We start from the raw sequence: 23,583 nt of genomic DNA on the forward strand, positions 1-23,583 counted from the left end.
TCGTTGCGCTTCGGTTGCGCGGTTACTGCAGGACGATTCCCTCACCCCGGTAAGTGGGCCAGCGGTCGACCACTTCACCGCCGTCGACCACCACGAACTCGTTGATCCGTTCGCAGAGTTCGCCAGCCTTCGCGTGTCGGAACAGCACCAGGTCCCCGATCGCCAGACAGGCCGTCGCGGCTCCTCTCAGCGGCGTCTGGGCCTCGCCGGCCATCTCCTGCGGCAGGTAGTCGAGGCCGGTCGGGTACGCCACCGTGGGCAGCCGGTCGGTGCCCGGGACGCCGGAGGCCACCCAGCCCGCCCCGGCCACCGTGACGATGTCCGGCCAGGGCCTGCGGACGACCGGGCAGGCGTAGTATGCGGCGGGCCGCAGCCGTAGCCCCCGGTAGCGGCTGAACAGCCCGGGAGCATAGATCCCCGACCCCGCCCCGACCTCGGTGACCGAGGGGTCCGCGACGGTGTACGGGATGCTGCCGGTACCACCGCCGTTGACGAACTCCGGTTCGAAAATCTCGCGGGCGGCACGGATGGCAGCCGTGCGCCGGGGCAGCAGCTCCTGCCGGGACGTCTGCTTCATCAGCCGGACGGCGCACGCCCGCGGCGAGTTGCCGCCGTCGTGCACCCCCGCCAGCTGCCCCTCGTACGCGAGAATGCCCGCCGGCGTGTAGCCGGGCCGCGCGGCCACCCGCGCAGCGAAGTCCCGCAACTCGTGCGGGGAGAAGAGCGGGGAGCGGTACGAGCCGATGTGCACGGCGCGACCGACGCGCAGACTCACGTCGAGTTCCAGACAGGCCCGCAGCACCGGGCGGCGGCCGGGCGGGATCACCGAGTCGGTGAAGTCCAGCTGCTCGGCGGAGTCGAACAACAACGTCGTGATGTCGGAGCAGGCCTGTTCGTTCGCGGCAAGCCGTCGCAGTGCCGCCGCGTCGGTGGTCGGGTAGCCGACGACGATGTCCCGGTAGCCCAGTTCCTGCAGCCGCAGGGCCTCCGGGAGGGTAAGGGTCAGTAGGCCCTGATAGCCCGGAAGCCGGAGGAGTTCGTCGAGGACCCGGGTGCAGCGGACGGACTTTGTCGCGATCCGGATGGGCTTGCCCTTGGCCAGCTCGGCCAGATAGCGCGCGTTCGCCCGCACCGCCGCCAGGTCGAGCACGCCGTAGGGCGGTGAACCAAGGCTTTCCCGAATGGAGTTGAGCAGGGTCTGCAACTGCTGCGTGGACGTGACAGGAGTCGCGGCCAGGGCCGGGGTGGACGATGTCATGGGGTCATCTCTCCGCTCGTGGGACGTTCACTCGTGGGCCGGCCGACCGGGGCCGGCACTCTGGTTCCCCCGTTTGCCACCGCCGCCCGGGCCTGGACGATCCCCAGGCAGGCGAGGACGGCGGCGAGCAGCAGATAGATCAGCGCTGGGCTGACGACGTGCAGGGCGGCCGCGACCGTGCCGTACAGCACCAGCACCAGCACCGTTCCGACGAAGTTGAACCCGGAGAACACCCGCCCGTACACCCCGAGCGGCACCAGGGTCTGGCAGGCGACCATGTAGACCGTCAGTGTCTGGAAGGCCGTCCCGATCCCGCAGTACAGCGCGAGGGCCGTGCCGAACCCGCCACTGAACGCGAACGCCCCCGTGAGCACCGCCAACACCAAAAGCCCCACGTGCGCCCGGCGTTGGAGCATCTCCGACCCCGCCCCCGAGCGTGCCGCCGTCAGCCGGACCAGGGCCAGCCCGGCCGCGAGGCCGCCGACCGCGTACGCCGCGTCCAGGGCGCCGAACTGGGCCGAGCCGAAGTGCATGACCTCGTGTGAGAACGCCGGGAGCAGGGAGTTGTACGTCTTGATGAACGCGGCGAGCACGACCACGACCAGGAACGGGCTCGACCAGCCTCCCGCCGCCCGGACATAGCCCGTGACCGTCCGGAGCCCGGCCAGGACCGAACCGCCCACGGCGACCGGCTGTGCGGCGGCCGCCCGGCTGCCGGTGCGGACGGCCAGCAGCAGGCAGGCGGAGAGCAGATAGCACGCCGCGATCGCCGCGAAGGCGACGGCCGCCGGTACCCCGTCGGCCGCCACGCCCCCCGCCGCGACGCCGGTCATGCTGCCCAGCTGCGTCGTGACGCTGATCCGGGCGTTGGCCGACAGCAGCCGCCCTTCGGAGGAGAGCTGCCGTACCAGCGCGGTCCGGGACGGCGTGGAGAGCTGATCGCCCGCCCCCATCACCGTCGCCAGCCCGACCAGCATCCAGAAGTCCAGCCCGCCAGCCGCCGCCGCGACCGCCACGCCCGCCGCCGCCAGCGCCCGCACTACATCGACGCAGAACGCCAGCCGTCTGCGGTCGAGCCGGTCGATCAGCAGCCCGAACACCGGCGCCAGGCACAGGGTCGGCGTCAGTTCCGCGAGGAGCAACCACACCGGGGCGGCGGGCTCGCCGGTCAGTTTCAGCGCCAGCCACGACCCGAGGGCGAACCGGGCGCCGCCGGCGACCCAGATCGCGAGGTTCCCGGCGGTGAGCAGGCTGATGGCCTCGGCCGGCCGGACCCGGCGCGTCATGACAGGTGATCGGCAGGCCGCAGCAGGGCCGCGATCCGCTGCTGGGTCGGAACGGCGGGCGGCCGGTAGCGGCCCGGGACCGCCCTGGTCACCGGGCCCGCCCCGCCGACCGGTTCCAGCTCGGACAGCCTGGGCGCCCCGGTCAGCCCCAAGGCGCCCCACAGCTCTTCGGCCCGGCCGGGCAGGTACGGCCAGGCCAACCATGCCAGCACCCGCAGCCACCCGTACGGCCGCTCCGCGGCGAGCCCGGCCTCACCCGCGCGCAGCCAACCCAGCACTCCTTCCGCCCCGGCCCGGATGTCCGGGTCGTCCACCGACAGCGCCGTCGCCCGGGCCCGTACGAAGGGCGCCGCCGCGTCGGCGATGCCGGTGTTCTCGGGATCGCGGTCCAGACACTGCGCGACGAGCGGATCGAGCCGCCCCACGACCGTCTCCTGGCAGAACGCGGCGAAGTCGGCGACCCGGAAGTCCGCAGGCCGGTCCGGGTCGGTCACGAGGGCGGCGTAGAAGCGGAAGAGTCCGGGGTCGAGACCGGCCGCCAGATAGTGCCCGCCGGTGATGACGTGCTGCCTCGTCGTGGAGAACTTCTCGCCGTCCAGCAGCATGAACTCGTTGAGCACGTGCCGTTCGTACGGGTGCCAGTCGAGGTCCGGGTCGGCCAGGCCGTGCAGGAACATGCAGGGCAGCACGGCGTCGAGGCCGGAGGTGAGAACGGTGGTGATCCCGGAGTTGTGGGCGAAGGGGTCGCCGAGGCCTGTCGCGGCGCCGAAGAGGTCGCGCAAAATGCGGTTGGAGGCGTAGGTGCCCAGCGCGTAGCTGGTGTGCACGGCCTCCGGGGCGGGCGGGCCGGGCAGTTCCTCCCAGGGGACGCCCCAGCCGAGCGGGTGGGAGAGCGCGACCCAGGGGCCGTTGAGCGCGAGGTAGTCGTCGGCCAGGTGCAGATAGCGCTCGGGGAAGCGCCCGGCCAGTTCCTTGGCGTTGAAGGACTCGGAGAGCCGCAGATAGGCCGTCGGCACAACGATCGGCTCAAGGTCGTCGTCCACCGGCAGCCTGGGCCGGGTGTTGCGCAGCCGCTCGGGCCCGAACCACACACCGCACTCCTCGCAGCACGTCCCGGCGGCCCCCGCGCCGCACGCCGGGCAGTCGCCGACCGCGAACGGCCCGACGACAACCCGGCCCGTGCTCCGGGACCGCAGCATGTCCACGTCCCGGACCTCGACCCGGCCGCGCTCGACCAGGAACCGTGCGATGTCGTGGCTGTGCCGGGCGTAGTCGGCCGCGAGCCGCTGCCCACCGGTGTCGGCGAAAGCGGTCTGGCCCATGCCGAAGCCGTTCAGGGTCTGCTCGGCGCTCGCGTGGTTGGGGCCCGACACGCTGCGCGGGTCAGTGCCCTCGACGACGGCGCTGAGCAGGACGTACGACTCATGAGCGTCCGTCCCGGTGATCTGCCACACTTCGTGGCCCAGGCTCTCCAAATGCCGGGCCAGCACGTTGCCGTGCAGGAACGGGCCACCAAGATGGCCGAGATGCAGCGGCCCGTTCGGTGTGTGATAACCCGCCGAGATCAGATACCGCCGCTGAGGCTCCTCGTGGAGGCGCATCCGTACGTGCTCCTATCGCGTAGGGCCGGTGGTCACGATGCCTACGGACCTGGCGCGGCCATGGGCGGCGGACCGGGCCGCCGCCGGGGTGTCTGCGGCGACGACGACCGCCCCGCACCGGTCCAGGGAACTGCGCAGCTCGGGCACGGTGTCGCCGGGCCCGAGCAGTAGGTGCGCGTGGACCACGTCCACACCGGAGCTCGCGGCGGCCCAGCCGGTGACCTCTGTGACCTTGCCGGGCGCGGCGGTGAGGAAGGACACCGCGGCCGCGCCGCGTGCGGTCAGGTCGGGGGAGAAATCCGGGTCGAAGAGGGCGTCGAAGAAGGCGCCGAAGTACTCCAGGCCCGGATGGACCCGCTCGACCAGGAGCGTGATGTAGTCGCCGCCTGGCCGACAGTGCAGCTCCCCGAGCACGATCCCGTCGCTGGTCAGCCAGAACTCGGCATGGAACGGCCCGAACGTCAGCCCCACCGCGGCCACCGCCCGTTCAACGGCCTTCCGGGCCTCGGCCGCCTGCCGTGGCCCCAGCGGCGCTGGGACGACATGGCCCAGCTCCACGAACGCCGGCGCCGACGTGGTCTCCTTGGCGGTGAGTGCCACGACCTTCGGCTGTCCGTGCAGGAACAGACCCTCAGCGCTGTACTCGGCGCCGTCCACGAACTCCTCGATCACGAACGGCCGGTCCGATGCCGTCAGTTCACGCATCGCCTCGGCGAGCCCGCCCGCGTCCTTCATCAGCCGCACCGCCCGGCTGCCCGTGCCGTCGCGGGGCTTGACCACCCACGGACCGGTGGTCGCGGCCGTGAACTCCCCCGCGTCCTCCGCCCCTTCGCACAGCCGCCACTGCGGCTGAAGCAGCCCGGCCTCGGCCAGTACCGCGCGGCACAGGTCCTTGTTCCGCGTGACCTCTATCGACCGGAGGGAGTTGTACGGCAGCCCCAGTGCGTCCGCGACCGCCGCCGCCGCCGGCTGCGCGTCGTCCCTCGCGGTGACCACCAGGTCGAACCGCGTGCCGTCCGCGACCCTGGCCAGCGCCCACGCCACGCACGCCGCGGGGTCGGTGAAGTCCAGCACGTCCAGCGATGTGAAGTGCGGCTTCGCCTCCTCGGGACAGGTATGGACGAACATCTCCTGGTCCGTCATGTGGATCCGGCAGTCACGGGCGCGGGCTTGTGCGAGGAACCGCCCCAGCAGTTGGCGCCCCGGATCACCGAAGCCGATGCCGCCGATCACCAACAGGTTCTTGCCGGTGTGTGCGGTGTGTGCGGTGTGTCTCAAGGGATGAGCCTCCTCACGGGCGGTCACTCGACCGCGCCGATCGCTGCTTCGGCCAGCGCGGGCGCGAGCCGGACCCCGGTGCCCGCCCCGCCGTCGAGCCGGACGAGCGAGCGGTCCCCAGGCGGTGACGTGACGCGGGGTTCCGCGTCGGGGTAGTACGTGTCCCAGAAGGCACGGCCGACCGTCGCCCGGGCGGCCAGGGACGGACCGCGGGCGGCGAGGGCGGACCGGCCCTCGGCCAGGTCCTCGTCGGTCAAGCCCTGATCGGCCGGGTCGGCACCGGGCTGCCCGTCGCCGGACAGCGGAACGTCGCGCCACCGGGTGCGCAGGAAGCTGACCTCGACGTAGCCGTCCGCCGGAGCGAGGAGGAGGTTCTCCTCCGGGAACACCACCAGGGGGTCGGAAGCGGTCGCCCGGGCCGCCGGGACGCGCAGTACGGCGACCCGCTTGACCCGACCGCCCCCGGCTCCCCACGCCGCCCCGCTGCGGTCGCCGACCTCGGGCGCGGCCCACGGGCCGACAGCGACCACCACGCGCCGGGCGCGATGGACGGCACCGCCCGGGCCCCGAAGCTCCCAGCAGCTCCTCGTCCGTATGCAGGAAACAACCGGCCAGTCCGGCACGATGTCGACCCATGCCGCCAGCGCGGCCACTTCGACGTGCAGGAACCCACGGCCGACCGCGTACACCTCGTCTCCGGCGTCGGTCCGCAGCTCGCCGAGTAGCCCGGCCTCGTACGGCTCGATGGCCGGCAGCCGGCGCACCGGGGCCGTCAGGTGGTGACTCAGAGCCCTCGCGGTGGCTGCCCGGCAGACCACCAGCCCCGCCCGGTCCCGTACAGCTTCCCTGAACACCCCCGAGCGATACAACTGTCCACTGCGCAAGGCGAGTTCACGTACCCGTGGGGTGTGGCCGCTCGGTGCGGCGATGGCCAGGGAGTGTCCGCTCGCACCGTGCAGGACCTGCTGCCGGTCCAGCACGAGGACCGTCCACGCCGGATGACGGTGCCGCGCCCACAAAGCGGCCGTCAGCCCGAGCACCCCGGCGCCCACGACGGCGAGATCGGTCACCACGGCGATCGGTCTCACCACCACACGGAGTACGCGACCAGGGCCCGGTCGCCGGTCGCCGTGACCTGGTGGGGTTCCTGGGAGGGGATGAAGACGATCTGCCCCCTCGTGACGTCGAAGTCCCGCTCACCGAGCGTCATGCGGCCCGCGCCCTGGGCGATCAGCCAGATCTCCTGGACCGCGTGCTGATCGGGGAAGGAGGTGCAGCCCGGCTCGACGGCCCACCAGGAAGCCTCGAACGGGGCCTTGGGCAGCAGGTATTCCAGCGCCGACTTCCCCTCGTAGTCCTGAATGAGCAGCTTTCCCTCAAGAATTCCGGCGGAGGGGCTACCGCCACCGCGTTCCGGGCAAGGCGTGGTGATGCTCGCCACCATGATGTGATCCTTCAGTCGATCGAAATCGTGAGGTCCGGTACCGGGAGTTCGTAGCGTGTGTCATCGCCCATCGCGTTGAGAATTTCCGCGCTGCGCCAGGAGATGAGTGCCAGATTGGGGTCGGCGACACCGTGTGTGCTGCGGGCGGCGTTCTGCACGAAGATCCGGCGGTCGGCGGGACCGTCCCAGCGGATCCCGTAGTCACGCTGGACGTCGGGTCCGTCGCGGCCGATGCCGAGCCGGCCCGTGAGGGGGCCGAGGAATTCAGGAAGGGCGTTCTCGTAGCCGGTCGCCAGGATCACATGGTCGAGGAAGTCGTCCTTCGTGGTCCCGGACTCCGAGCAGGAGAGCGTGGCCCGGTAGCCGCCGGACATCGGCTTGAGATCGACCAGCCGGTGCCCCGGCAGCACACGGTGCCGGGGGGCGCTGGGCTCGATGTAGTCGATCTCGTAGAGGCGGGTGTAGATCTGCTGGAGCAGTTGTTCGGTCACGCCGTCACTGGAGTACGCCTGGCTGTCCAGGAGTTGGGCGCGCCGGTGTGCAGCCAGAGTGAAGAAGTGACCGGCGTAGGCCGGGTTGAACCACTCGTTGGCGAAGGGTGAGTCGTCCAGCGGGACGAGCCCGGACCGGCCGGTCGCCCAGGACAGGGAGCGTGGCGGGGCGGGGGAATGGAGCAGATCCAGCACGATCTCGGCGGCGCTCTGGCCGCCCCCGACGACTAGGACGTCCCCCCGGGCAGGACTGCTCTTCGGTCCAGATAGCGTGACGAGTGGAAAACCCCGTCGCCCAGCAGCGGTTTCGCGAATTCCGGGACATGCGGTGTGCGGCCCACTCCCACCACGACGTTACGGGCCTGACAGGCGGTGCCGTTCGCGGTCTCGATCCGGAATTCGCCGGACCGGAAGTCTATTTCGTGCACTTCTTCGCCAAGTGCGATTTCCTCGATCTGCCCGGCGACCCACTCGTAGTACTGCTCGTACTCCTGGCGGCTGACGCCGGAGCGATGGGCGACCAGGGCTCGGTACAAGCGGTTCTTCGCCTTCAGGAAGGCATTGAACGAGAACGGGCTGCCAGGGTCGACCAGCGTCACCAGGTCTTTGACGGGGGCCACCTGGAGGCGGGCGCCGCGAACCATCATTCCCGGGTGCCAGCTGATCGCGGAGTTGCGCTCGAATACCCGGAAGTCGATGTCCGGGTGGGATTTGGCGAGTGCCGCGAGACTGAGGTTCGACGGACCCGCGCCCACCGCTACGAACGCGAGTGGGGCTGCCGACGGGGTCACCCGAACACCTCGACCCGTTTGGCGAGCAGGTCCGCGACGTCAGGCCAGCGGTCCGCCGTGACGGAGTAGAGAGCGGTGTCGCGGATCGTGCCGTCGATCCGCCGCTCGTAGCGCAGCAGCGTTCCCTCGTGAACGGCGCCGATGCCGAGGATCGCGCGCCGCGACCGCTCGTTCCTCACATCGGTCCTGAACTGCACGCGCGCGCAGTTCAGCGTCTCGAACGCGTACCGCAGTAGCAGGAGTTTGGCCTCCGGGTTGACCGCGGTCGACCAGACCGACGGGCTGTACGCGGTGGCCCCGATCTCCACCCGCGCGTTGTGCGGGGAGGCGTCCAGGTACGAGGACACCCCGATCACGTCCCCCGACGCGAAATCGCCAACCGGCCGTAAGGCGACGACCGCCCACTGCCGCAGATCGGGCGACTGCCCGAAGTGCGCCAGCCCGGCGGCCAGTTGGGCTGCGTCGGATGGCCTCGGTGTGCCGAAGTGCTGCCACACCTGGCGATGGTCGAGCGCCGCGAACAGCCCCCCGGCATGCACTGCCGGGTCGACTGGAGTCAGTCGTACGTGCCTGCCCGGCAGTTCGGTGCCTTCGGGTACCGGCCAGACCATCTCGCCCCAGGCCGGCTCGCTCGCGTGCTGCAAATGTGAACGCGACATGCGTTCACGTTTTCAGTGGCCGGTGTCCCGCGTCAAGGTTTGTTGCGCCATGGGAAACGGACGCTCGACGTCCATCAGGACGGCGATGCTGCATGGCTGTACTGACCTCGCAGGCGGACACCGGCGGGATGCGGGCCGATGGACTGGCTTCCGTGCTGGGGCTCGAGATGGTGCAGGCGAAGGTGGTAGGGCTGCGTTCGAAGCTGAAGCGTCTGGTGGAACGCGCTGGGCGACTTAGCCGGCACCGGGGATGTTCACCGCGACCGGCTGGTCAGCGTGGACGCTGCGTGAGCGTGAGCGTGGCTGTGCCGGGCGAGGCGGCGTCCCATGAGCATGGTCATGAGCCTGACCCGACGCCGCTCAGGTGCCTTCAGACGGCCGACACCGAGCGCGGTGATCACCCCCGGCCGCACCTGCAGCACTCGTCCCCGTTCCACCAGGCGTCTCGCCTTCGACCGCAGCCCCTCGACCTTCGCCGGGACCGCCTCCAGCCCCAGGGCCACGGTCAGTTGCTGACAGCGCATGCCTTCCCGGCCCACTTCCGACTCCAGCACGGACACGATCCGCTGGTACTCCGGCGCCAGGGCCGACGCCGCCACGCCCTCGGCCCGCTCCGGCACCACCGATCCCGCCACCGCGCCCGGCACCGGCTTCACGACCTCGGACGGCGGCCCCTCAGCACCTCGACCACTTGTCGACCACTTGTCGACCAGAGTGCGCGTTGACCCCTGCAGCAGCCTGCCGATCGGGTCAGCCGAGGACGTAGGTCTCGTCACCGAAGTCAGCGACGATCTTCAACTTGCCGCCGAGTGCCTTGACATAGGCAGCGAGGGTCTCGACCTCGCTGCGCTCCAGCTGGCCCTTCTCGATGCGCGAGACGCGTGCCTGGGTGACACCCATGGCTGCGGCAACCTGCGGTGACTGCGACTGCGGTTGTCCCCGGCTCTTCGTGGACCCGGACGCTCCCGAGGACAAGCGGGTGCGCATCACCGACGACTTCGGACAGCAGGTGCAGATGAGCGAGGAGCAGTTCGCGGACCTCATCGCCCAGGCCAAGTCCGGCGCCCCGGACCGGCTGACCGTGACATCGGTCTGAAGCCGGCAGCAAGTACGACGTCCGTGAACAACAACTCGAACCTGCCGAGACGCATCTGGCCACCCTCGACGATTTCACCACACACCTCGGCATCCCCAAATCGGAGCAAGACGGCGAGTTATTGATCGGCAAGCCCTAACTACCCGGCCTTGCCGCACGGGCCGGACACGCCGACAACAGGCGGCTGCACAGATGGTCACCCCAGCATCGTCGTGCCGGGGAGTGCCGTCATCATCCGGCCCCGCCCATGACCGGCCGGGCAGCCCTCGACGACCGCCCGGAAATCTGACCAACCGAACCGTGGGGAACTAGGCAAGAGGCGGTGTGCCCTGTAGGACCGTTTCCTCTTCGGGCCGTTTCCTTGCCCCCGACCATCGCCAGGACGCCCTCTCAACGGCCACCTACTACCACGCAACTCAAGGTCCGCTATCGGCACACAGGACGCCAACCCCGGACGAGATCGAGGATCGGGACGGCAAGAAGCCGACAGCCCCTCCACAGCACAGGCAGCAGCCGGCGTCGCTCTACCCCGGCCTGCGCACCAGACGTACCGGCATCTGCGCCGCCTCCGCTGCCGACCCGGTACTCGACTGGCCGCGCTGTGGATGGCAGCCCCATGCCCGCACCACAAGCAAATGGGACAACGAATCGACCCGGAGACACCATCGCCTGGACACAGCCGCGCCACCCCGGCCCCTGTACGGCCCCTGAGTCTTGGCATCGGCCCTCAGGACAGTCGCCCAGACGACGAGGGACAACCCCGATCACCTACTCCGCCGCAGGTCAGATGGGTTAAAACTCCCCCGAGCACCGCCGGACTCCAAACCCACAAGCAGCGGATTCAGTCCGTTCAGGCAAAGTTGACGCCCCGACACCCAAAAAAGAAGGTTTCCGCAGGTCAGAGGCCTGTACAGGTGGGGCGGGTGGGACTCGAACCCACGGCCGACGGAGTATGAGTCCCTTGGGGATCTTGGCGGTCCTTGCCGATCACTGCTCATCCATGACGTTTTGGCTGGTCAGAAGGGAGGATCCATGTTGGTGCTCCTCTGTCCTTGTCGGCCTTTTCCTGTCCTTGCGTCCCGGATGGACAGGCTTGGCCGACGCAGAACCGGTTGCGCCAGCTCAGGAACGGGTCTCGAACCCACCCGCAGCGGATTCTCCTTCCCATGCGCAGAGGCTCCGCCTCGGAGCGGCTGCTGCGCACGCGGCACTTTCCGCACCACCGGCCGCAAAGTCCGCCTCGTGCTGCCGCCGCACAGACCACAGGGCCCCTCAGCGGCTCGACGGTGTGAGCTGCGGTGGCACGAGTGCCGGCTCTCCGCGCGTCGAAAGCCGCATCCTCCCGCCGTCTGTCGCTCGGCCGGTGCGCCGCCACAATCGTCCCAAGGACTGGTAGAAGCGGTCCGGCAGGAACACGGCGTCCGCGATGATCATCGCGCCGGAGAACAGCGGGAGTCCCATGAGTACGGCGATGCCCAGATGCATGCCCAGCAGCATGGTCAGGACAGGGTATTTGAGCCGTCCGAACAGGACGAAGGGGAACGCGACCTGCAGCAGCACCGTCAGATAGCACGCGAGGGTGATCAGCAGGTCGTGCTCGTCCGCCATGAGGGAGAGCGCGGGCCAGGGCCGGAACAGGTCGAGATTCAGGATGTAGTGGAGGGCGGTCCCGTTGCCCCAGGAGCCGCCCTGCACCTTGTAGAGACCCGCGGATCCGTAGAGGAAGCAGACCTGGGCCGCGATGACGAACATGCCGCAGTTGTGCAGTACCGCAGTCAGCATGTGGCGGGAATGGCGGAGCTCGGCCGCGCCCTGACCCACCGGCCTCCGCGCTTTCCCCTCGGAGGCCCGGAGACGGGCTCTGCGGGCGTCCAGGGACCAGCGGCGGCCGGATGCGGTGAACACGAGGTACACGGCCATGAGGAGGATGAGGTTGTCTCCTCCATCGGTCATGAAGATCGCCCTGGCGTGGAATGACGCGACCACCACCGCGAACAGCACGGACACCGCTCTGGTCCGCCAGCCCAGCAGGAACAGCACGGACGTGACGAGGGCCAGCGCGTAACAGGCCTCGAAATAGGCCCTGTTGTCGGACAGGGTCAGGATGCTGACCCATCCCGTCTGGTCGAACAGTTGCCTCGCCAGCTCGGGCGTCCACGGTGAACCAGGACCCCAGATCTCGTCGCGGTGCGGAAACTCGCGCAGCAGAAAGACGAGATAGAGGAATCCGTATCCGATACGCAGGACCGCCGCGGCGTAGAGGGAGATCGGCCGCTCGGACAAGATGGTGAGAACCGCACCGTTCCGCTCCGGCACCCCGTGCGGCACTCCTGCGTTCACCCCTTCGGGAGTACGCCGCCGCAGTGCGAGTGGCTGCTCAGTTTCCATAGGAGTCCACCTTCCACCAGGGCAGATACCGCGTATCCGCGGGCTTCGGTACGGCTGCTGCCGGGTTGGCGCCGTTCGCCGCGGCGGGCGCGGCGATGGGCACTGTGATCACCCGCAGCTGGACGGACTCAAAGGTGCCGCCCCGGCGGGCAGCAAGGCGATCCGCCGCGATGTTGGTCAGGTACTGCTGCATCATCAGCGCCCGCTGCGAGCGCGGCCGGTCGTCACCCACGTGGGTTTCGAGGTAGGAACTCCAGGCCCTCCGCAGCATGTTCTGAGCTGTGTGACTCGGGAAGACGTTGTGCTTCACCGCGGAGTTGTCGACGGCGGTCAGATCGAACCAACCGCTCACCTGGGTGCTGCCGTCCCGGGCGGTGTGCAGGGTCCTCGCCGAAATCTGCCGGTTGACCGACTCGGGATCCGGCGCGAAGAGCCGCCAGTTCTGCTCGAACAGCGGGAAGACCCATGCGTTGACTTGTCGGCCGTACTGCCGAGAAAGGGGGTTCGGGGGCGCCACGTGCAGAAACACCAGAAGCACATGGACCAGGGCCGTCGCCAGACACACGACCACAGTGGCCCGCACTCCCGCCTTCAGGAGGATGAGCGAAGGCTTCGAAGCCCCTTGGAACACCAAGGGCTTCCCACCCCCGTCCCCCTGCCCTGTCGGCTCAGCGCCGACCCGGTCCGGTTCGTCGACATCCACCGTTTCGACGCCACCGGGCACGGCCCCACCTGGCTTTTCCATCCTGGCTTCTCTCTCCGTGTCTCCTGAGACTTCGCCAACAGCGCGCGACGGAATCGACAACGATCCGTCGCGCGCCGCTCGTCCTGCTCGCTCAGATGGAGCTAGGCAGACTTCTTGTGGTCACCTTCGTGATCGCTGCCGTGACCCTCCGGCTTGTCGGGCTTCCCTTGATGCCCGCCATACCCGTCATGTTCGCCATGCTCTTCGGGCTTGCCGCCATGGTTGTGGTCATCGGGCTTCTCACCGTGGTCGTCATGACCGTTTCCACCTGTCGAACCACCGGTGCTACCACTGGTGCTACCACTGGTGCTACCACTGGTGCTACCACTGGTGCCGCCACCGTTGACACCGCCGGTGGCGGCACCCGTGGCGCCGCTCGTGGTGGCCCCCGCGACGAGGCCGCCAAGGGCACCACCGGTGGATCCACCCGACGTCAGGACGCCGCCGAGAAGGCCGCCCGTGCCGCCACCTGTCGGCACACCGCCGATGACGCCAACCGTGGTGCTGCCCGTGGTGCCCTCTGTCGTGCCACCTGACGTGGCACCGGCGATCACACCGCCCGTGATCAAACCACCGGTGGAGCCGGTGGCACATGTACCCCGGTTGATCGTGTTGTTGTCGAGCGTCACGGCGCCGGTGCGGGCCAGCGCCCGGCCGGCGATGGTCGTTCCCGTGGTGACGGTGATCGACTCCTGGGCCATGATGGTGCCCACGAAAGCGGAGTTGGTGCCGAGGGTGGCCGAGCTGCCGATCTGCCAGTACACGTTGCACGGCGAGGCGCCGTTGACGAAAGACACGTTGCTGCCGGATGCCGTCGTCAGAGTCGAACCGATCTGGAAGACCCATACGGCATTGGGGTCGCCGTACGCGTCGAGAGTCAGCGTGCCGGTGATGCCCGCGGAGATCGGCGCCTTGTAGACACCGGGATCCAGCGTCCTGCCACCGAGCTCCACGGGATCGGGAGCGGTGGGATACGTGACGTCCGGTGCCTGTCCGGCGGCGTTGTTGTACGCCGTGACCAGGTCACGCTTGGCCTGGAGCGCCACAGCGTCCGCGGAGTGCTGGGCCCCGAACACCGTGCCGGGCGGGAATCCGATGATGGCCGTTCCCGGATGCACTCCGAGGTCCCCGGTGATCGACGAGGGCCCGGTGTTGGTGACTTGTGAACCGGCCAGTACGGCGAAGCTGCCCGCCGTACCCAGAGGTACGGGTGTGGCAACGGCGTTGGCGCGTGTCGGCGTCATCGCGAGTACGACGGCGGCGATCACCACGGCCGTAACCGCCGCGAACCAAACCGACATGGTGCGCCGCAGAGGCGCATCAGGAATATTCAGCGTCATCGAGGGGCCAACTCCTGTGAGGGGGCAGTGCATTGGCGGCGGTTCTCGGTCGCAGGGAATCGCCTGTTTCGTGTCGTTGGCATATTACGCAGGAAAGAAATCGGAGCGGGATCCACTCAAGCGACTCCGCCGGAATAGACGAGCCAACGGCGAAGTTCATAGGAATACCTAATGGGCCGGATGGTGTCGATCCGCTGCCCCGGACAGGCACCTGGGAATTCGCCGGAGAGCAACTCTCCCCGCGAGTCGGCGGGTCACCGCCGACGGAAGGGAGGGCATACCGCAAGAAGGTCACGCAACCCTCCTGCACGAGGGCGGCGGGGGCGACCGCCTCATAGCTGCCACCAGGAGTGAACCGCTTGGTGATCTCGTGAGTGGCTTGAGCACGGCCGACTGCTGCAGGACAACTTCACCTGCCATGATCACGCCGTCACGCCAAAGCATTCGGCATATGGACGGCGCAGAAAACAAGCGGGTTAACGCCCTGCGCGAGCAAGCCCAAGCCGAACTCGCCCCAGTAATATTGAATTTCGGGCTGATTCACTCTCGCGCGCGTTCACCCCGACGGGTCACTCCGGCGTGTTTATGCCGGAGTCATCGCCGGCCCGGGCTACCTCAAGGTCTCCTACGCCAGGAAATCAGGAGGGAAAGGCTCCTTCAATCGGCACGGCCGACCCTCCTGCCCACCGAGCGGGAACCAGCGGTCTTCGAGTACTACGGCACGGCCTGCCGACCGGGCTCCAATGGCGGCCGACAACCTGTGCCCTCGGGAACAGCCGTGAGCTGTGCCGTGCGTGTTTCGCGTGGGCCACGCGGTGATGAGCAGAACCACGACCGCGGTCCGCCTGTGGAGGCGTCGTGCGACAAGCCGTGCCCCAGGACTCCTCCGCGTCCGTCCGCTGCCGGACGGTGGCCTCACGCACGAGGGGCCGGGTGCACGTTGCATGACTCCATGACGAGGCGGTATCTGTCGAGGCCGTTGCGCACGACCATGCCGAAGGGCGTGGTGGTCGCTTCCTCCATATGTCCGCGCACATGCGGATGCACGTGGTCATGGCCGCGATAGGTGAGAGATGGATGAGCCACGGATCGCTGTGGCAGGCGAAGACAGTGGGCCTGTCGGCGGTGAACAGGGCGTCGAACTCCGCCTCGGGCATGCCGTGCAGGCAGAGGGGCCGGTCGCCCGCATCACGGTCACGCGCCCGACTGCCACACCAGAAGGCCACCTGCCCGAGTGAGAAACCGCAGTCAACGGACCTGGCCCACCAACACCCCCGTCGCGGAGCCGAGTTCATCCCCCCAATTGGGCCGGACAGGTGAACTCCGGCAGCCGATCGCGCACGGCCTCGGCGGGGCAGTACACAATGCGCTCAGTCAATCTGATCTTGGCAGGCTGCCCTCCAGCAGAGGGCCCTGGAAGCCGGAGGCACGCAGCCCGTGACGGCGAACATCAATCCCACCGTCAGAAAACGCCGTCTGGGAGCCGAGCTCCGCCTGCTGCGGAAAGCCAGCGGCCTGACGAGTACACAAGTGGCAGAGCGACTCCTGGTCTCCCAGCCCAAGATCAGCCGGCTGGAGAACGGCCAGCGCGCGATCAGCCCCCGTGATGTGCGGGACCTCTGCACGATCTACGGAGTGACGGACCAGCAGGTCGTCGACTCACTGATGCGGATGGCCAAGGAATCCGGGCAGCAAGGCTGGTGGAACGCCTACGGCGACATCCCCTACAGCACCTATATCGGCCTGGAGACGGACGCCGTCTGCATCCACGCCTACGAGCCCACGGTGATCCCGGGCCTGCTGCAGACACCCGCCTACGCCCATGCGGTCATCCAGAACACGATTCCGCCGGCAACTGTCGACCAGGCCACCACGCGCCTCAGGGTGCGGTTGCGCCGTCAGCACCGGATCTACCACCCAGCCCGCCCGTTGCGTCTGTGGGTCGTCCTGGACGAATCGGTACTGCATCGCGTCGTGGGCGGTCCCGACATCATGCGCGAGCAACTGGAGCACCTGAACGCACTGGGCGCCGAGCCACACATCACCGTGCAGGTCCTCCCCTACGACGTGGGGGCCCACCCTGGCCTTTCAGGGCAGTTCTCCATCCTGAGGTTCGCCGACAGTCCTGAGGCGGGAGTGGTGTACGTGGAAGGATCCACCAGCCACCTCTACCTGGAGAAACGATCCGACCTGGAGCACTACCGCACCACCTACGCCCACCTGAGGACACTGGCCCTCGATCCGGGCAGCACCCGCCACTTCGTCGCCCACGCCATCAAGACCTACATCAACGCAGACGCCTCCCCGCTCCGTCACAGCGACTCCAAGGAACCTCAAGGATCACTCCAAGCTCTGCCCCTGACACGATGACCGCCATCTCGTATGTGGGCTCGTGGAGCGGCGGCCCGCCAGCTACCGCCACGCACCGGTGGACCTGGCCTCGACAGTGACCAGGCCGACGCATCCCAGACCGGGCCTTCAGAGCGCCGGACCGGCTCGTCACTGCTCAAACCAGAAGCCATGGCGTCGGAACGGCCCACGCCACGGCACCACCGCTGGATGGCACGGACGACACCGAAGCGCCGGGACTGGCTGGGACCGGAACTGATGCCCTCACTTCGTACCCGCGCACTCCGCGGCGGGGCCCAGCGGCAGGCCGTCCTCGACCTTTCGCGGTTCCCGCGTCCTGCCGGCGTCCCGAATTCACCGTTCCGGCCATCGGACCGGCCAGCCGCGGTGACTCACGCCAGCAACCGGTCGTTGCAACCATGCAGGTCAGCGGAGTAGCAACCGCCACAGACCACCCCGGCCCCAAACCCACGAGCAGCGGATTCCGTCCGTTCAGGCAAAGTTGACGCCCCGACACCCAAAAAAGAACGTTCCCGCAGGTCAGAAGCCTGCACAGGTGGGGCGGGTGGGACTCGAACCCACGGCCGACGGATTATGAGTCCGCTGCTCTAACCGGCTGAGCTACCGCCCCATCTACGGCGCGTCGCGCACATTTGTGCGCGCCGTCTGCCGCAGCATAGCCGCTCATACGATCTCCTGCTTCGGATGGTCGGCAACGCATGACCATGAGGACTTCGGCGCGCTGCGCGCGGTTCCGGCGGACATGAAAAAGGACCCCTGAGGGGTCCTTTTCCGCTGCTCTCCCGACTGGACTCGAACCAGTAACCTGCCGGTTAACAGCCGGCTGCTCTGCCAATTGAGCTACAGGGGATCGCTTCGTTGCATCGAACGCACCTGCCTGGGTATTCGCCAGGCAGCGTGCGCTCGCTGCGACACATACATTAGCGCAAGCAGGGGGGTGCTCCGCCAATCGGTTCCGCCCCCACACCGATGCCGACGCAAGGGAAGGGTGGCCGTCATGCGCTACCGGCTCACATTCGTCGCCGGACTGGCTCTAGGTTACGTGCTGGGCACACGCGCCGGGCGCGAACGCTACGAGCAGTTGAAGAAGTCCGCCCGCCAGATCTCGCAGAACGCGGCGGTGCGCAACACCGCCGAGACCGCCGCCCAGCAGGGCCGCGTGTTCGCCGGCAAGGCGTACCACACGGTGAGCGAGAAGGTGGGCGACCGTGTCCCCACCTCCGTCACCGACCGGGTGCGCTCCCTGCGCGAGCGGAACACGAACGGCCGCGGCGAGGACGACTGGGGCAGCTCCAACACGTAGCGATCGGGTACGGACGTAGCCGGTCCGGCGCGCTCTTCTCTCGTAGTACGGCAGAATTTGCGCCATGGGGATAGTCGCCGGGTTGGACAGTTCGCCCGATTTCACTCGTATCGTCGTCTGTGACGCGGATACGGGCACCGTGCTCAAACAGGGCTATGCACCGCATCCGGTCGAGCCGGCCGAGGGTGGCGGGCGGCCTTCCGATGTCGATCCACAGGCCTGGCTGCTGTCCCTGGGAGAGGCGGCCGGCGGCGGGCTGCTCGAAGGTGTGCAGGCCATCGGCGTGTCCGCGCAGCAGAACGGACTCGTTCCGCTGGACGCGCAGGGGAACACGGTGCGGCCGGCGCTCGTCGGCAGTGACAAGCGGGCGCAGGTCGCGGCCGCCGACATCGTCGACGCGCTCGGCGGGCGCGAGGCCTGGGCCCAGGCGGTGGGCTGTGTGCCGCAGGCCGGCCAGCCGGTGACCAAGCTCCGCTGGCTGAACAGGACCGAACCCGACGCCGCGCGCCGCACCGCGTTCCTGATGCAGGCGCACGACTGGCTGGTGTGGCAGCTGCTCGGGCGGCCGGCCCGCAGGACCACCGACCGGGGCGGCGCCTCCGGAACCGGGTACTGGTCGGCGGCTACCGGCGGCTACCGGCCGGATCTCGTCGAACTGGCGCTCGGGCACCAGGTCGGGCTGCCCGAGGTGCTCGGCCCGTCCGACGCGGCGGGTACCACCCCGGAGGGGCTCCTCATCTCCGCCGGGACCGGAGAGACCATGGCGGCGGCGTTCGGGCTCGGCGTCGGGCTCGGCGACGCGGTCGTGTCACTGGGAGCCTCCGGGTCCGTGATGGCCGTACACCGCGAGGCGCTGATCGACTCCTCCGGCATGATCACCTCGCTGGCCGACGCGACCGGGATGCATCTGCCGGTCGTCAGCACGCTCAATGCCGTACGGGCCCTGCGCGGCGCCGCCGAACTCCTCGGGCTGCCCGATCTGGAGAGCCTGTCCGACCTGGCGATGAAGTCGACGCCCGGTTCCCACGGGCTCGTGATGCTGCCCTATCTGGAGGGCGAGCGGACGCCGAACCTGCCGCACACGGCGGGGATGCTGGCCGGGCTGCGGCGGGAGTCGATGCGGCCCGAGCATCTGGCGCGGGCCGCGTTCGAGGGCATGCTGTGCGGGCTCGCGGACGCGCTCGACGTGCTGCGCGGCCGGGGTGTCGACGTACGCCGGATCTTCCTGCTGGGAAAGGCCGCCGAGCTCACCGCCGTACAGGCCGTGGCGCCCGCGCTGTTCGGCGTGCAGGTCGTGGTGCCGCAGCCCGCGGACTACGCGGCCTTCGGCGCGGCCCGGCAGGCGGCCTGGGCGCTCGGCGTCTCGCAGGGCACCCTCGACCCGCGCACTCCGCCCGCCTGGCAGGGCCCGGTCGCGCAGGTGCTGGAGCCCGGCGAGGAACTGGCCATGGGGCAGGCCGTACGACAGCAGTACGTGGCCGTACGGGAACAGGCGCATCCGGGGGCATTCCGGGGCTAGGACCTGCCTGACAACCGGCTGATGCGGCACGGACGTAGGTCCGGAGTCTGAGGCTGGGTCGGTTTTTGGCCTGCACTTGGGTTAATCGGTTGAGGTAACACGGGGGGAGTGTTCGACGATAGGGGGTGGGGCACCACCGCCCGTCCTTTTGGTCACCCACCGACCGCGCACTGGTCACCCACCGCCCGTCCTTATGGTCACCCACCGACCGCCCAGTGGTCGCCCCATCGACCGCCCGCCGATCCTCCTGCCGCCGACGACCCGAGAGACCCGCGTGCTCATACGACTGCTTCGGACGTACCTCCGTCCGTACAAGAAACCCATCGCCCTGCTGGTGCTGCTGCAGTTCCTGCAGACCTGCGCCACGCTCTACCTGCCCACCCTCAACGCGCACATCATCGACAACGGTGTCGTGAAGGGCGACACGGGCTACATTCTGTCCCTCGGTGCCGTGATGATCGCCATATCGCTGGCACAGGTCGTCTGCAACATCGGGGCCGTCTACTACGGAGCCCGTACGGCGTCGGCAGTCGGCCGGGACATCCGGGCCGCCGTCTTCGACCGCGTCCAGTCCTTCTCGGCGCGCGAGGTCGGCCACTTCGGGGCGCCCTCGCTGATCACCCGCACCACCAATGACGTCCAACAGGTGCAGATGCTCACCCTGATGACGTTCACCATGCTGGTGTCGGCGCCGATCATGTGTGTGGGCGGCATCATCCTGGCCCTCGGCCTGGACGTGCCGCTGTCCGGGGTGCTGGTCGCCGTGGTGCCGGTCCTCGGCATCTCCGTGACTCTGATCATCCGGCGGCTGCGGCCGCTGTTCCGCACCATGCAGGTCCGCCTGGACACCGTGAACCGGGTGCTGCGCGAGCAGATCACCGGCAACCGGGTGATCCGCGCCTTCGTACGGGACGACTACGAGAAGGAGCGTTTCCAGAAGGCGAACGCCGATCTGACCGAGGTGTCGCTGGGCACCGGACGGCTGCTGGCACTGATGTTCCCGATCGTCATGACCGTGGTGAACCTGTCGTCGATCGCCGTGGTGTGGTTCGGCGCGCACCGGATCGACAGCGGCGGCATGCAGATCGGTGATCTGACCGCGTTCCTCGCCTACCTCATGCAGATCGTGATGTCCGTGATGATGGCCACCTTCATGTTCATGATGGTGCCGCGCGCGGAGGTCTGCGCCGAGCGCATCGAAGAGGTACTGGACACCGCGAGCAGTGTGGTGCCGCCGACCTCGCCCGTCGTGGAGCTGCGGCGCCACGGCCACCTGGAGATCCGTGGCGGCGGGTTCCACTACCCGGGTGCCGAGGAGCCGGTGCTGAGATCCGTCGACCTGGTGGCACGGCCGGGCGAGACGACCGCGGTGATCGGGTCGACGGGCAGCGGCAAGTCGACGCTTCTCGGCCTCGTCCCCCGGCTGTTCGACGCCACCGACGGCGAGGTCCTCGTCGACGGCGTGGACGTGTCCACCATCGAGCCGAAACTGCTGGCCAAGACGGTCGGCCTCGTGCCGCAGAAGCCGTACCTCTTCGCGGGCACGGTGGCGACGAACCTGCGGTACGGCAATCCGGACGCGACCGACGAGGAGCTGTGGCACGCGCTGGAGGTGGCGCAGGCCAAGGGCTTCGTGGAGGGTCTGGAGAACGGGCTCGACTCCCCCATCGCCCAGGGCGGCACCAATGTGTCGGGGGGTCAGCGCCAGCGTCTCGCGATCGCCCGCACCCTCGTGCAGCGGCCGGAGATCTACCTCTTCGACGACTCGTTCTCGGCGCTCGACTACAAGACCGACGCCATGCTGCGCGCGGCGCTCGCCCACGAGACCGCCGAGGCGACCGTGGTGATCGTCGCCCAGCGGGTGTCGACCATCCGGGACGCCGACCGGATCGTGGTCCTCGACGAGGGCCGGGTCGTCGGCACCGGGCGGCATCGTGAACTGATGGCAGGCAACGAGACCTACCGGGAGATCGTCCTCTCCCAGCTCACGGAAGCGGAGGCTGCCTGATGGCCGGGCCTATGGGGCGGATGATGGCCGGGGGCGGCCCCGATCAACGCTCGATGGATTTCAAGGGGTCGGGCAAACGGCTCCTGGCACAGTTCAAGCCCGAGCGCGCCACCATGTACGGGATGCTCGTCGCCGTGGTGCTGAGCGTGGGCTTCACGGTGGTGGGCCCGAAGATCCTGGGCCGGGCCACCGACCTGGTCTTCTCCGGCATCATCGGACGGGAGTTCCCGGCCGGCGAAACGAAGGCCGAGGTCCTCGCGGCCATGCGGGCACGCGGCGACGGCGGTACGGCCGACATGCTCTCGGGGACCGACTTCACCCCCGGCAAGGGCATCGACTTCAACGCGGTCGGCGAGGTGCTCGGGCTCGCACTCGTCGTGTTCCTGCTGGCGGGTCTGCTGATGGCGGTGGCGACGCGGCTGGTCAACCGGTCGGTCAACCGGACCGTGTACCGGATGCGCGAGGACCTGCAGGCGAAACTGTCGCGGCTTCCGCTGTCGTACTTCGACAAGCGGCAGCGCGGTGAGGTGCTCAGCCGGGCGACCAACGACCTCGACAACCTCGGGCAGACGCTCCAGCAGTCGATGGGGCAGCTCATCAACTCGCTGCTGACCATCATCGGTGTACTGGCGATGATGTTCTGGGTCTCGCCGCTGCTGGCCCTGGTGGCGCTGGTCACCGTGCCGCTGTCCTTCTACATCGCCACCCGTGTCGGTAAGCGCTCGCAGCCGCACTTCGTCCAGCAGTGGCGGACCACCGGCAAGCTCAACGCGCACATCGAGGAGATGTACACCGGGCACAACCTGGTGAAGGTGTTCGGGCGGCAGGAGGAGTCGGCGGCGCAGTTCGCCGAGCAGAACGAGAAGCTGTACGAGGCCGGGTTCAAGGCGCAGTTCAACAGCGGCGTCATGCAGCCGCTGATGATGTTCGTGTCGAACCTGAACTATGTGCTGGTGGCCGTGGTCGGCGGTCTGCGGGTCGCTTCCGGCTCGCTGTCCATCGGTGACGTGCAGGCCTTCATCCAGTACTCCCGGCAGTTCTCGATGCCGCTGACCCAGGTCGCCTCGATGGCCAACCTGGTGCAGTCCGGCGTCGCCTCCGCCGAGCGGATCTTCGAACTGCTCGACGCGGACGAGCAGGAGGCCGATCCGGTGCCTGCGATCCGTCCCGCCGAGCTGCGGGGCCGGGTCGCGTTGGAGAACGTGTCCTTCCGCTACGACCCCGAGAAGCCGCTCATCGAGGATCTGTCGCTGAAGGTGGAGCCCGGTCACACGGTCGCGATCGTGGGACCGACGGGCGCCGGCAAGACCACGCTGGTCAACCTGCTCATGCGGTTCTACGAGGTCACCGGGGGGCGGATCACCCTCGACGGGGTCGACATCGCCGCCATGTCCCGGGACGAACTCCGGGCCGGTATCGGCATGGTGCTCCAGGACACCTGGCTGTTCGGGGGGACCATCGCGGAGAACATCGCGTACGGGGCCTCGCGGGCCGTCACTCGCGGGGAGATCGAGGAGGCCGCGCGGGCCGCGCACGCCGACCGGTTCATCCGTACGCTGCCCGACGGGTACGACACCGTCATCGACGACGAGGGGACGGGGGTGAGCGCGGGTGAGAAGCAGCTCATCACCATCGCCCGGGCGTTCCTGTCGGATCCGGTGATCCTGGTGCTTGACGAGGCGACGTCGTCGGTCGACACCCGGACCGAGGTTCTGATCCAGAAGGCGATGGCGAAGCTCGCGCATGGGCGTACGTCGTTCGTGATCGCGCACCGGCTGTCGACGATCCGGGACGCGGACACCATTCTGGTGATGGAGAACGGGGCGATCGTCGAGCAGGGCGCTCATGCGGAGCTGCTCGCGTCCGACGGGGCGTATGCGCGGCTGTACAAGGCGCAGTTCGCGCAGGCGGTGGCCGAGGTCGACTGACGGGGGGCGGGGGGTGGGGGTGGTTTTTCGCCCCCTCCGCCCCTACCCGTCCCTTGTTCCTGGGGCTCCGCCCCAGAC

The 23,583-nt window shown here is 68.8% G+C and carries 19 protein-coding genes, 2 tRNA genes and 2 pseudogenes; 6 read left to right on the forward strand and 17 right to left on the reverse strand.

Annotated elements, in window-relative coordinates; all coding sequences use genetic code 11:
• Positions 1-22: 22 nt before the first annotated feature.
• From ACFWP7_RS36185 to ACFWP7_RS36235, 11 genes and pseudogenes are all read right to left on the reverse strand, one after another.
• Positions 23-1,258, reverse strand: coding sequence for an alanine racemase (locus tag ACFWP7_RS36185; protein ID WP_384390693.1), 1,236 nt, complete (start codon positions 1,256-1,258; stop codon positions 23-25).
• Positions 1,255-2,544 (reverse strand): MFS transporter, encoded by a 1,290-nt coding sequence (locus ACFWP7_RS36190; protein ID WP_384390696.1) that lies wholly within the window; start codon positions 2,542-2,544, stop codon positions 1,255-1,257. The genes ACFWP7_RS36185 and ACFWP7_RS36190 overlap by 4 nt, the downstream gene beginning before the upstream one ends.
• A complete protein-coding gene (locus ACFWP7_RS36195; protein WP_384390699.1) occupies positions 2,541-4,145 on the reverse strand; it encodes a class I tRNA ligase family protein in 1,605 nt (534 codons plus the stop codon). Before ACFWP7_RS36195 ends, ACFWP7_RS36190 begins: the two co-directional genes overlap by 4 nt.
• Before the next feature lie 12 nt (positions 4,146-4,157).
• Positions 4,158-5,423, reverse strand: coding sequence for an ATP-grasp domain-containing protein (locus ACFWP7_RS36200; protein WP_384390703.1), 1,266 nt, complete (start codon positions 5,421-5,423; stop codon positions 4,158-4,160).
• A gap of 23 nt (positions 5,424-5,446) precedes the next feature.
• A complete protein-coding gene (locus ACFWP7_RS36205) occupies positions 5,447-6,517 on the reverse strand; it encodes an FAD-dependent oxidoreductase (protein WP_384390706.1) in 1,071 nt (356 codons plus the stop codon).
• A complete protein-coding gene (locus ACFWP7_RS36210) occupies positions 6,508-6,867 on the reverse strand; it encodes a cupin domain-containing protein (protein WP_384390709.1) in 360 nt (119 codons plus the stop codon). The genes ACFWP7_RS36205 and ACFWP7_RS36210 overlap by 10 nt, the downstream gene beginning before the upstream one ends.
• A gap of 11 nt (positions 6,868-6,878) precedes the next feature.
• Positions 6,879-7,553, reverse strand: a complete 675-nt coding sequence (locus ACFWP7_RS36215) for a SidA/IucD/PvdA family monooxygenase (RefSeq protein ID WP_384390711.1) — start codon at positions 7,551-7,553, stop codon at positions 6,879-6,881.
• A gap of 32 nt (positions 7,554-7,585) precedes the next feature.
• Positions 7,586-8,149: a SidA/IucD/PvdA family monooxygenase gene (locus tag ACFWP7_RS36220; RefSeq protein ID WP_384390714.1), complete on the reverse strand. Its 564-nt coding sequence runs from the start codon at positions 8,147-8,149 to the stop codon at positions 7,586-7,588.
• Positions 8,146-8,808: a GNAT family N-acetyltransferase gene (locus tag ACFWP7_RS36225; protein WP_384390717.1), complete on the reverse strand. Its 663-nt coding sequence runs from the start codon at positions 8,806-8,808 to the stop codon at positions 8,146-8,148. The genes ACFWP7_RS36220 and ACFWP7_RS36225 overlap by 4 nt, the downstream gene beginning before the upstream one ends.
• A 254-nt stretch (positions 8,809-9,062) precedes the next feature.
• Positions 9,063-9,464 carry a hypothetical protein gene (locus tag ACFWP7_RS36230; protein WP_384390720.1) on the reverse strand — a complete coding sequence of 134 codons (402 nt, stop codon included), beginning with the start codon at positions 9,462-9,464 and terminating at the stop codon, positions 9,063-9,065.
• A gap of 94 nt (positions 9,465-9,558) precedes the next feature.
• A pseudogene (locus tag ACFWP7_RS36235) lies at positions 9,559-9,723 on the reverse strand (XRE family transcriptional regulator); the annotation flags it as partial.
• On the opposite strand from ACFWP7_RS36235, the gene ACFWP7_RS36240 reads away from it, so the two are divergent.
• On the forward strand, positions 9,707-9,904 hold the full coding sequence (locus ACFWP7_RS36240) for a hypothetical protein (protein ID WP_384390723.1): 198 nt from the start codon (positions 9,707-9,709) through the stop codon (positions 9,902-9,904). The pseudogene ACFWP7_RS36235 and the gene ACFWP7_RS36240 overlap by 17 nt on opposite strands.
• Before the next feature lie 1,272 nt (positions 9,905-11,176).
• On the opposite strand, the gene ACFWP7_RS36245 is transcribed toward ACFWP7_RS36240, so the two are convergent.
• The 4 genes and pseudogenes from ACFWP7_RS36245 to ACFWP7_RS36260 form a co-directional block, all read right to left on the reverse strand.
• A complete protein-coding gene (locus ACFWP7_RS36245; protein ID WP_384390726.1) occupies positions 11,177-12,292 on the reverse strand; it encodes an HTTM domain-containing protein in 1,116 nt (371 codons plus the stop codon).
• Positions 12,282-13,037, reverse strand: a complete 756-nt coding sequence (locus ACFWP7_RS36250) for a DUF5819 family protein (protein WP_384390729.1) — start codon at positions 13,035-13,037, stop codon at positions 12,282-12,284. Before ACFWP7_RS36250 ends, ACFWP7_RS36245 begins: the two co-directional genes overlap by 11 nt.
• 101 nt (positions 13,038-13,138) lie before the next feature.
• On the reverse strand, positions 13,139-14,377 hold the full coding sequence (locus tag ACFWP7_RS36255; protein WP_384390732.1) for an ice-binding family protein: 1,239 nt from the start codon (positions 14,375-14,377) through the stop codon (positions 13,139-13,141).
• Positions 14,378-15,325: 948 nt separating this feature from the next.
• A pseudogene (locus tag ACFWP7_RS36260) lies at positions 15,326-15,540 on the reverse strand (hypothetical protein); the annotation flags it as partial.
• A 274-nt stretch (positions 15,541-15,814) separates the two neighbouring features.
• Between ACFWP7_RS36260 and ACFWP7_RS36265 the strand changes: the two are divergent.
• On the forward strand, positions 15,815-16,747 hold the full coding sequence (locus ACFWP7_RS36265; RefSeq protein ID WP_384390735.1) for a helix-turn-helix domain-containing protein: 933 nt from the start codon (positions 15,815-15,817) through the stop codon (positions 16,745-16,747).
• A 536-nt stretch (positions 16,748-17,283) separates the two neighbouring features.
• Here ACFWP7_RS36265 and ACFWP7_RS36270 read toward each other — a convergent pair.
• A tRNA-Ile gene (locus ACFWP7_RS36270) sits at positions 17,284-17,357 on the reverse strand.
• 167 nt (positions 17,358-17,524) lie between these two features.
• Positions 17,525-17,597, reverse strand: a tRNA-Asn gene (locus ACFWP7_RS36275).
• Between the two features lie 147 nt (positions 17,598-17,744).
• Here ACFWP7_RS36275 and ACFWP7_RS36280 point away from each other — a divergent pair.
• The 4 genes from ACFWP7_RS36280 (at position 17,745) to ACFWP7_RS36295 (ending at position 23,505) form a co-directional block, all read left to right on the forward strand.
• On the forward strand, positions 17,745-18,050 hold the full coding sequence (locus ACFWP7_RS36280) for a YtxH domain-containing protein (protein ID WP_384390737.1): 306 nt from the start codon (positions 17,745-17,747) through the stop codon (positions 18,048-18,050).
• Between the two features lie 64 nt (positions 18,051-18,114).
• Positions 18,115-19,569 (forward strand): FGGY family carbohydrate kinase, encoded by a 1,455-nt coding sequence (locus ACFWP7_RS36285; protein ID WP_384390740.1) that lies wholly within the window; start codon positions 18,115-18,117, stop codon positions 19,567-19,569.
• 274 nt (positions 19,570-19,843) lie between these two features.
• Complete coding sequence (locus tag ACFWP7_RS36290) at positions 19,844-21,577, forward strand: ABC transporter ATP-binding protein (RefSeq protein WP_384390743.1); 1,734 nt, start codon at positions 19,844-19,846, stop codon at positions 21,575-21,577.
• Positions 21,577-23,505, forward strand: coding sequence for an ABC transporter ATP-binding protein (locus ACFWP7_RS36295; protein WP_384390746.1), 1,929 nt, complete (start codon positions 21,577-21,579; stop codon positions 23,503-23,505). The genes ACFWP7_RS36290 and ACFWP7_RS36295 overlap by 1 nt, the downstream gene beginning before the upstream one ends.
• Positions 23,506-23,583: the final 78 nt, after the last annotated feature.

Source organism: Streptomyces sp. NPDC058470 (assembly GCF_042721055.1).
Lineage (GTDB): Bacteria > Actinomycetota > Actinomycetes > Streptomycetales > Streptomycetaceae > Streptomyces.

What these genes read in the sequence shown, in the direction of transcription:
- ACFWP7_RS36190 (WP_384390696.1), bottom strand. Translation starts at nt 2,544, where the DNA reads ATGACGCGCCGGGTCCGGCCGGCCGAGGCCATCAGCCTGCTCACCGCC.
- ACFWP7_RS36280 (WP_384390737.1), top strand. Translation starts at nt 17,745, where the DNA reads ATGCGCTACCGGCTCACATTCGTCGCCGGACTGGCTCTAGGTTACGTG.
- ACFWP7_RS36250 (WP_384390729.1), bottom strand. Translation starts at nt 13,037, where the DNA reads ATGGAAAAGCCAGGTGGGGCCGTGCCCGGTGGCGTCGAAACGGTGGAT.
- ACFWP7_RS36225 (WP_384390717.1), bottom strand. Translation starts at nt 8,808, where the DNA reads ATGTCGCGTTCACATTTGCAGCACGCGAGCGAGCCGGCCTGGGGCGAG.
- ACFWP7_RS36195 (WP_384390699.1), bottom strand. Translation starts at nt 4,145, where the DNA reads ATGCGCCTCCACGAGGAGCCTCAGCGGCGGTATCTGATCTCGGCGGGT.
- ACFWP7_RS36255 (WP_384390732.1), bottom strand. Translation starts at nt 14,377, where the DNA reads ATGACGCTGAATATTCCTGATGCGCCTCTGCGGCGCACCATGTCGGTT.
- ACFWP7_RS36285 (WP_384390740.1), top strand. Translation starts at nt 18,115, where the DNA reads ATGGGGATAGTCGCCGGGTTGGACAGTTCGCCCGATTTCACTCGTATC.
- ACFWP7_RS36240 (WP_384390723.1), top strand. Translation starts at nt 9,707, where the DNA reads ATGGCTGCGGCAACCTGCGGTGACTGCGACTGCGGTTGTCCCCGGCTC.
- ACFWP7_RS36245 (WP_384390726.1), bottom strand. Translation starts at nt 12,292, where the DNA reads ATGGAAACTGAGCAGCCACTCGCACTGCGGCGGCGTACTCCCGAAGGG.
- ACFWP7_RS36185 (WP_384390693.1), bottom strand. Translation starts at nt 1,258, where the DNA reads ATGACATCGTCCACCCCGGCCCTGGCCGCGACTCCTGTCACGTCCACG.
- ACFWP7_RS36295 (WP_384390746.1), top strand. Translation starts at nt 21,577, where the DNA reads ATGGCCGGGCCTATGGGGCGGATGATGGCCGGGGGCGGCCCCGATCAA.
- ACFWP7_RS36210 (WP_384390709.1), bottom strand. Translation starts at nt 6,867, where the DNA reads ATGGTGGCGAGCATCACCACGCCTTGCCCGGAACGCGGTGGCGGTAGC.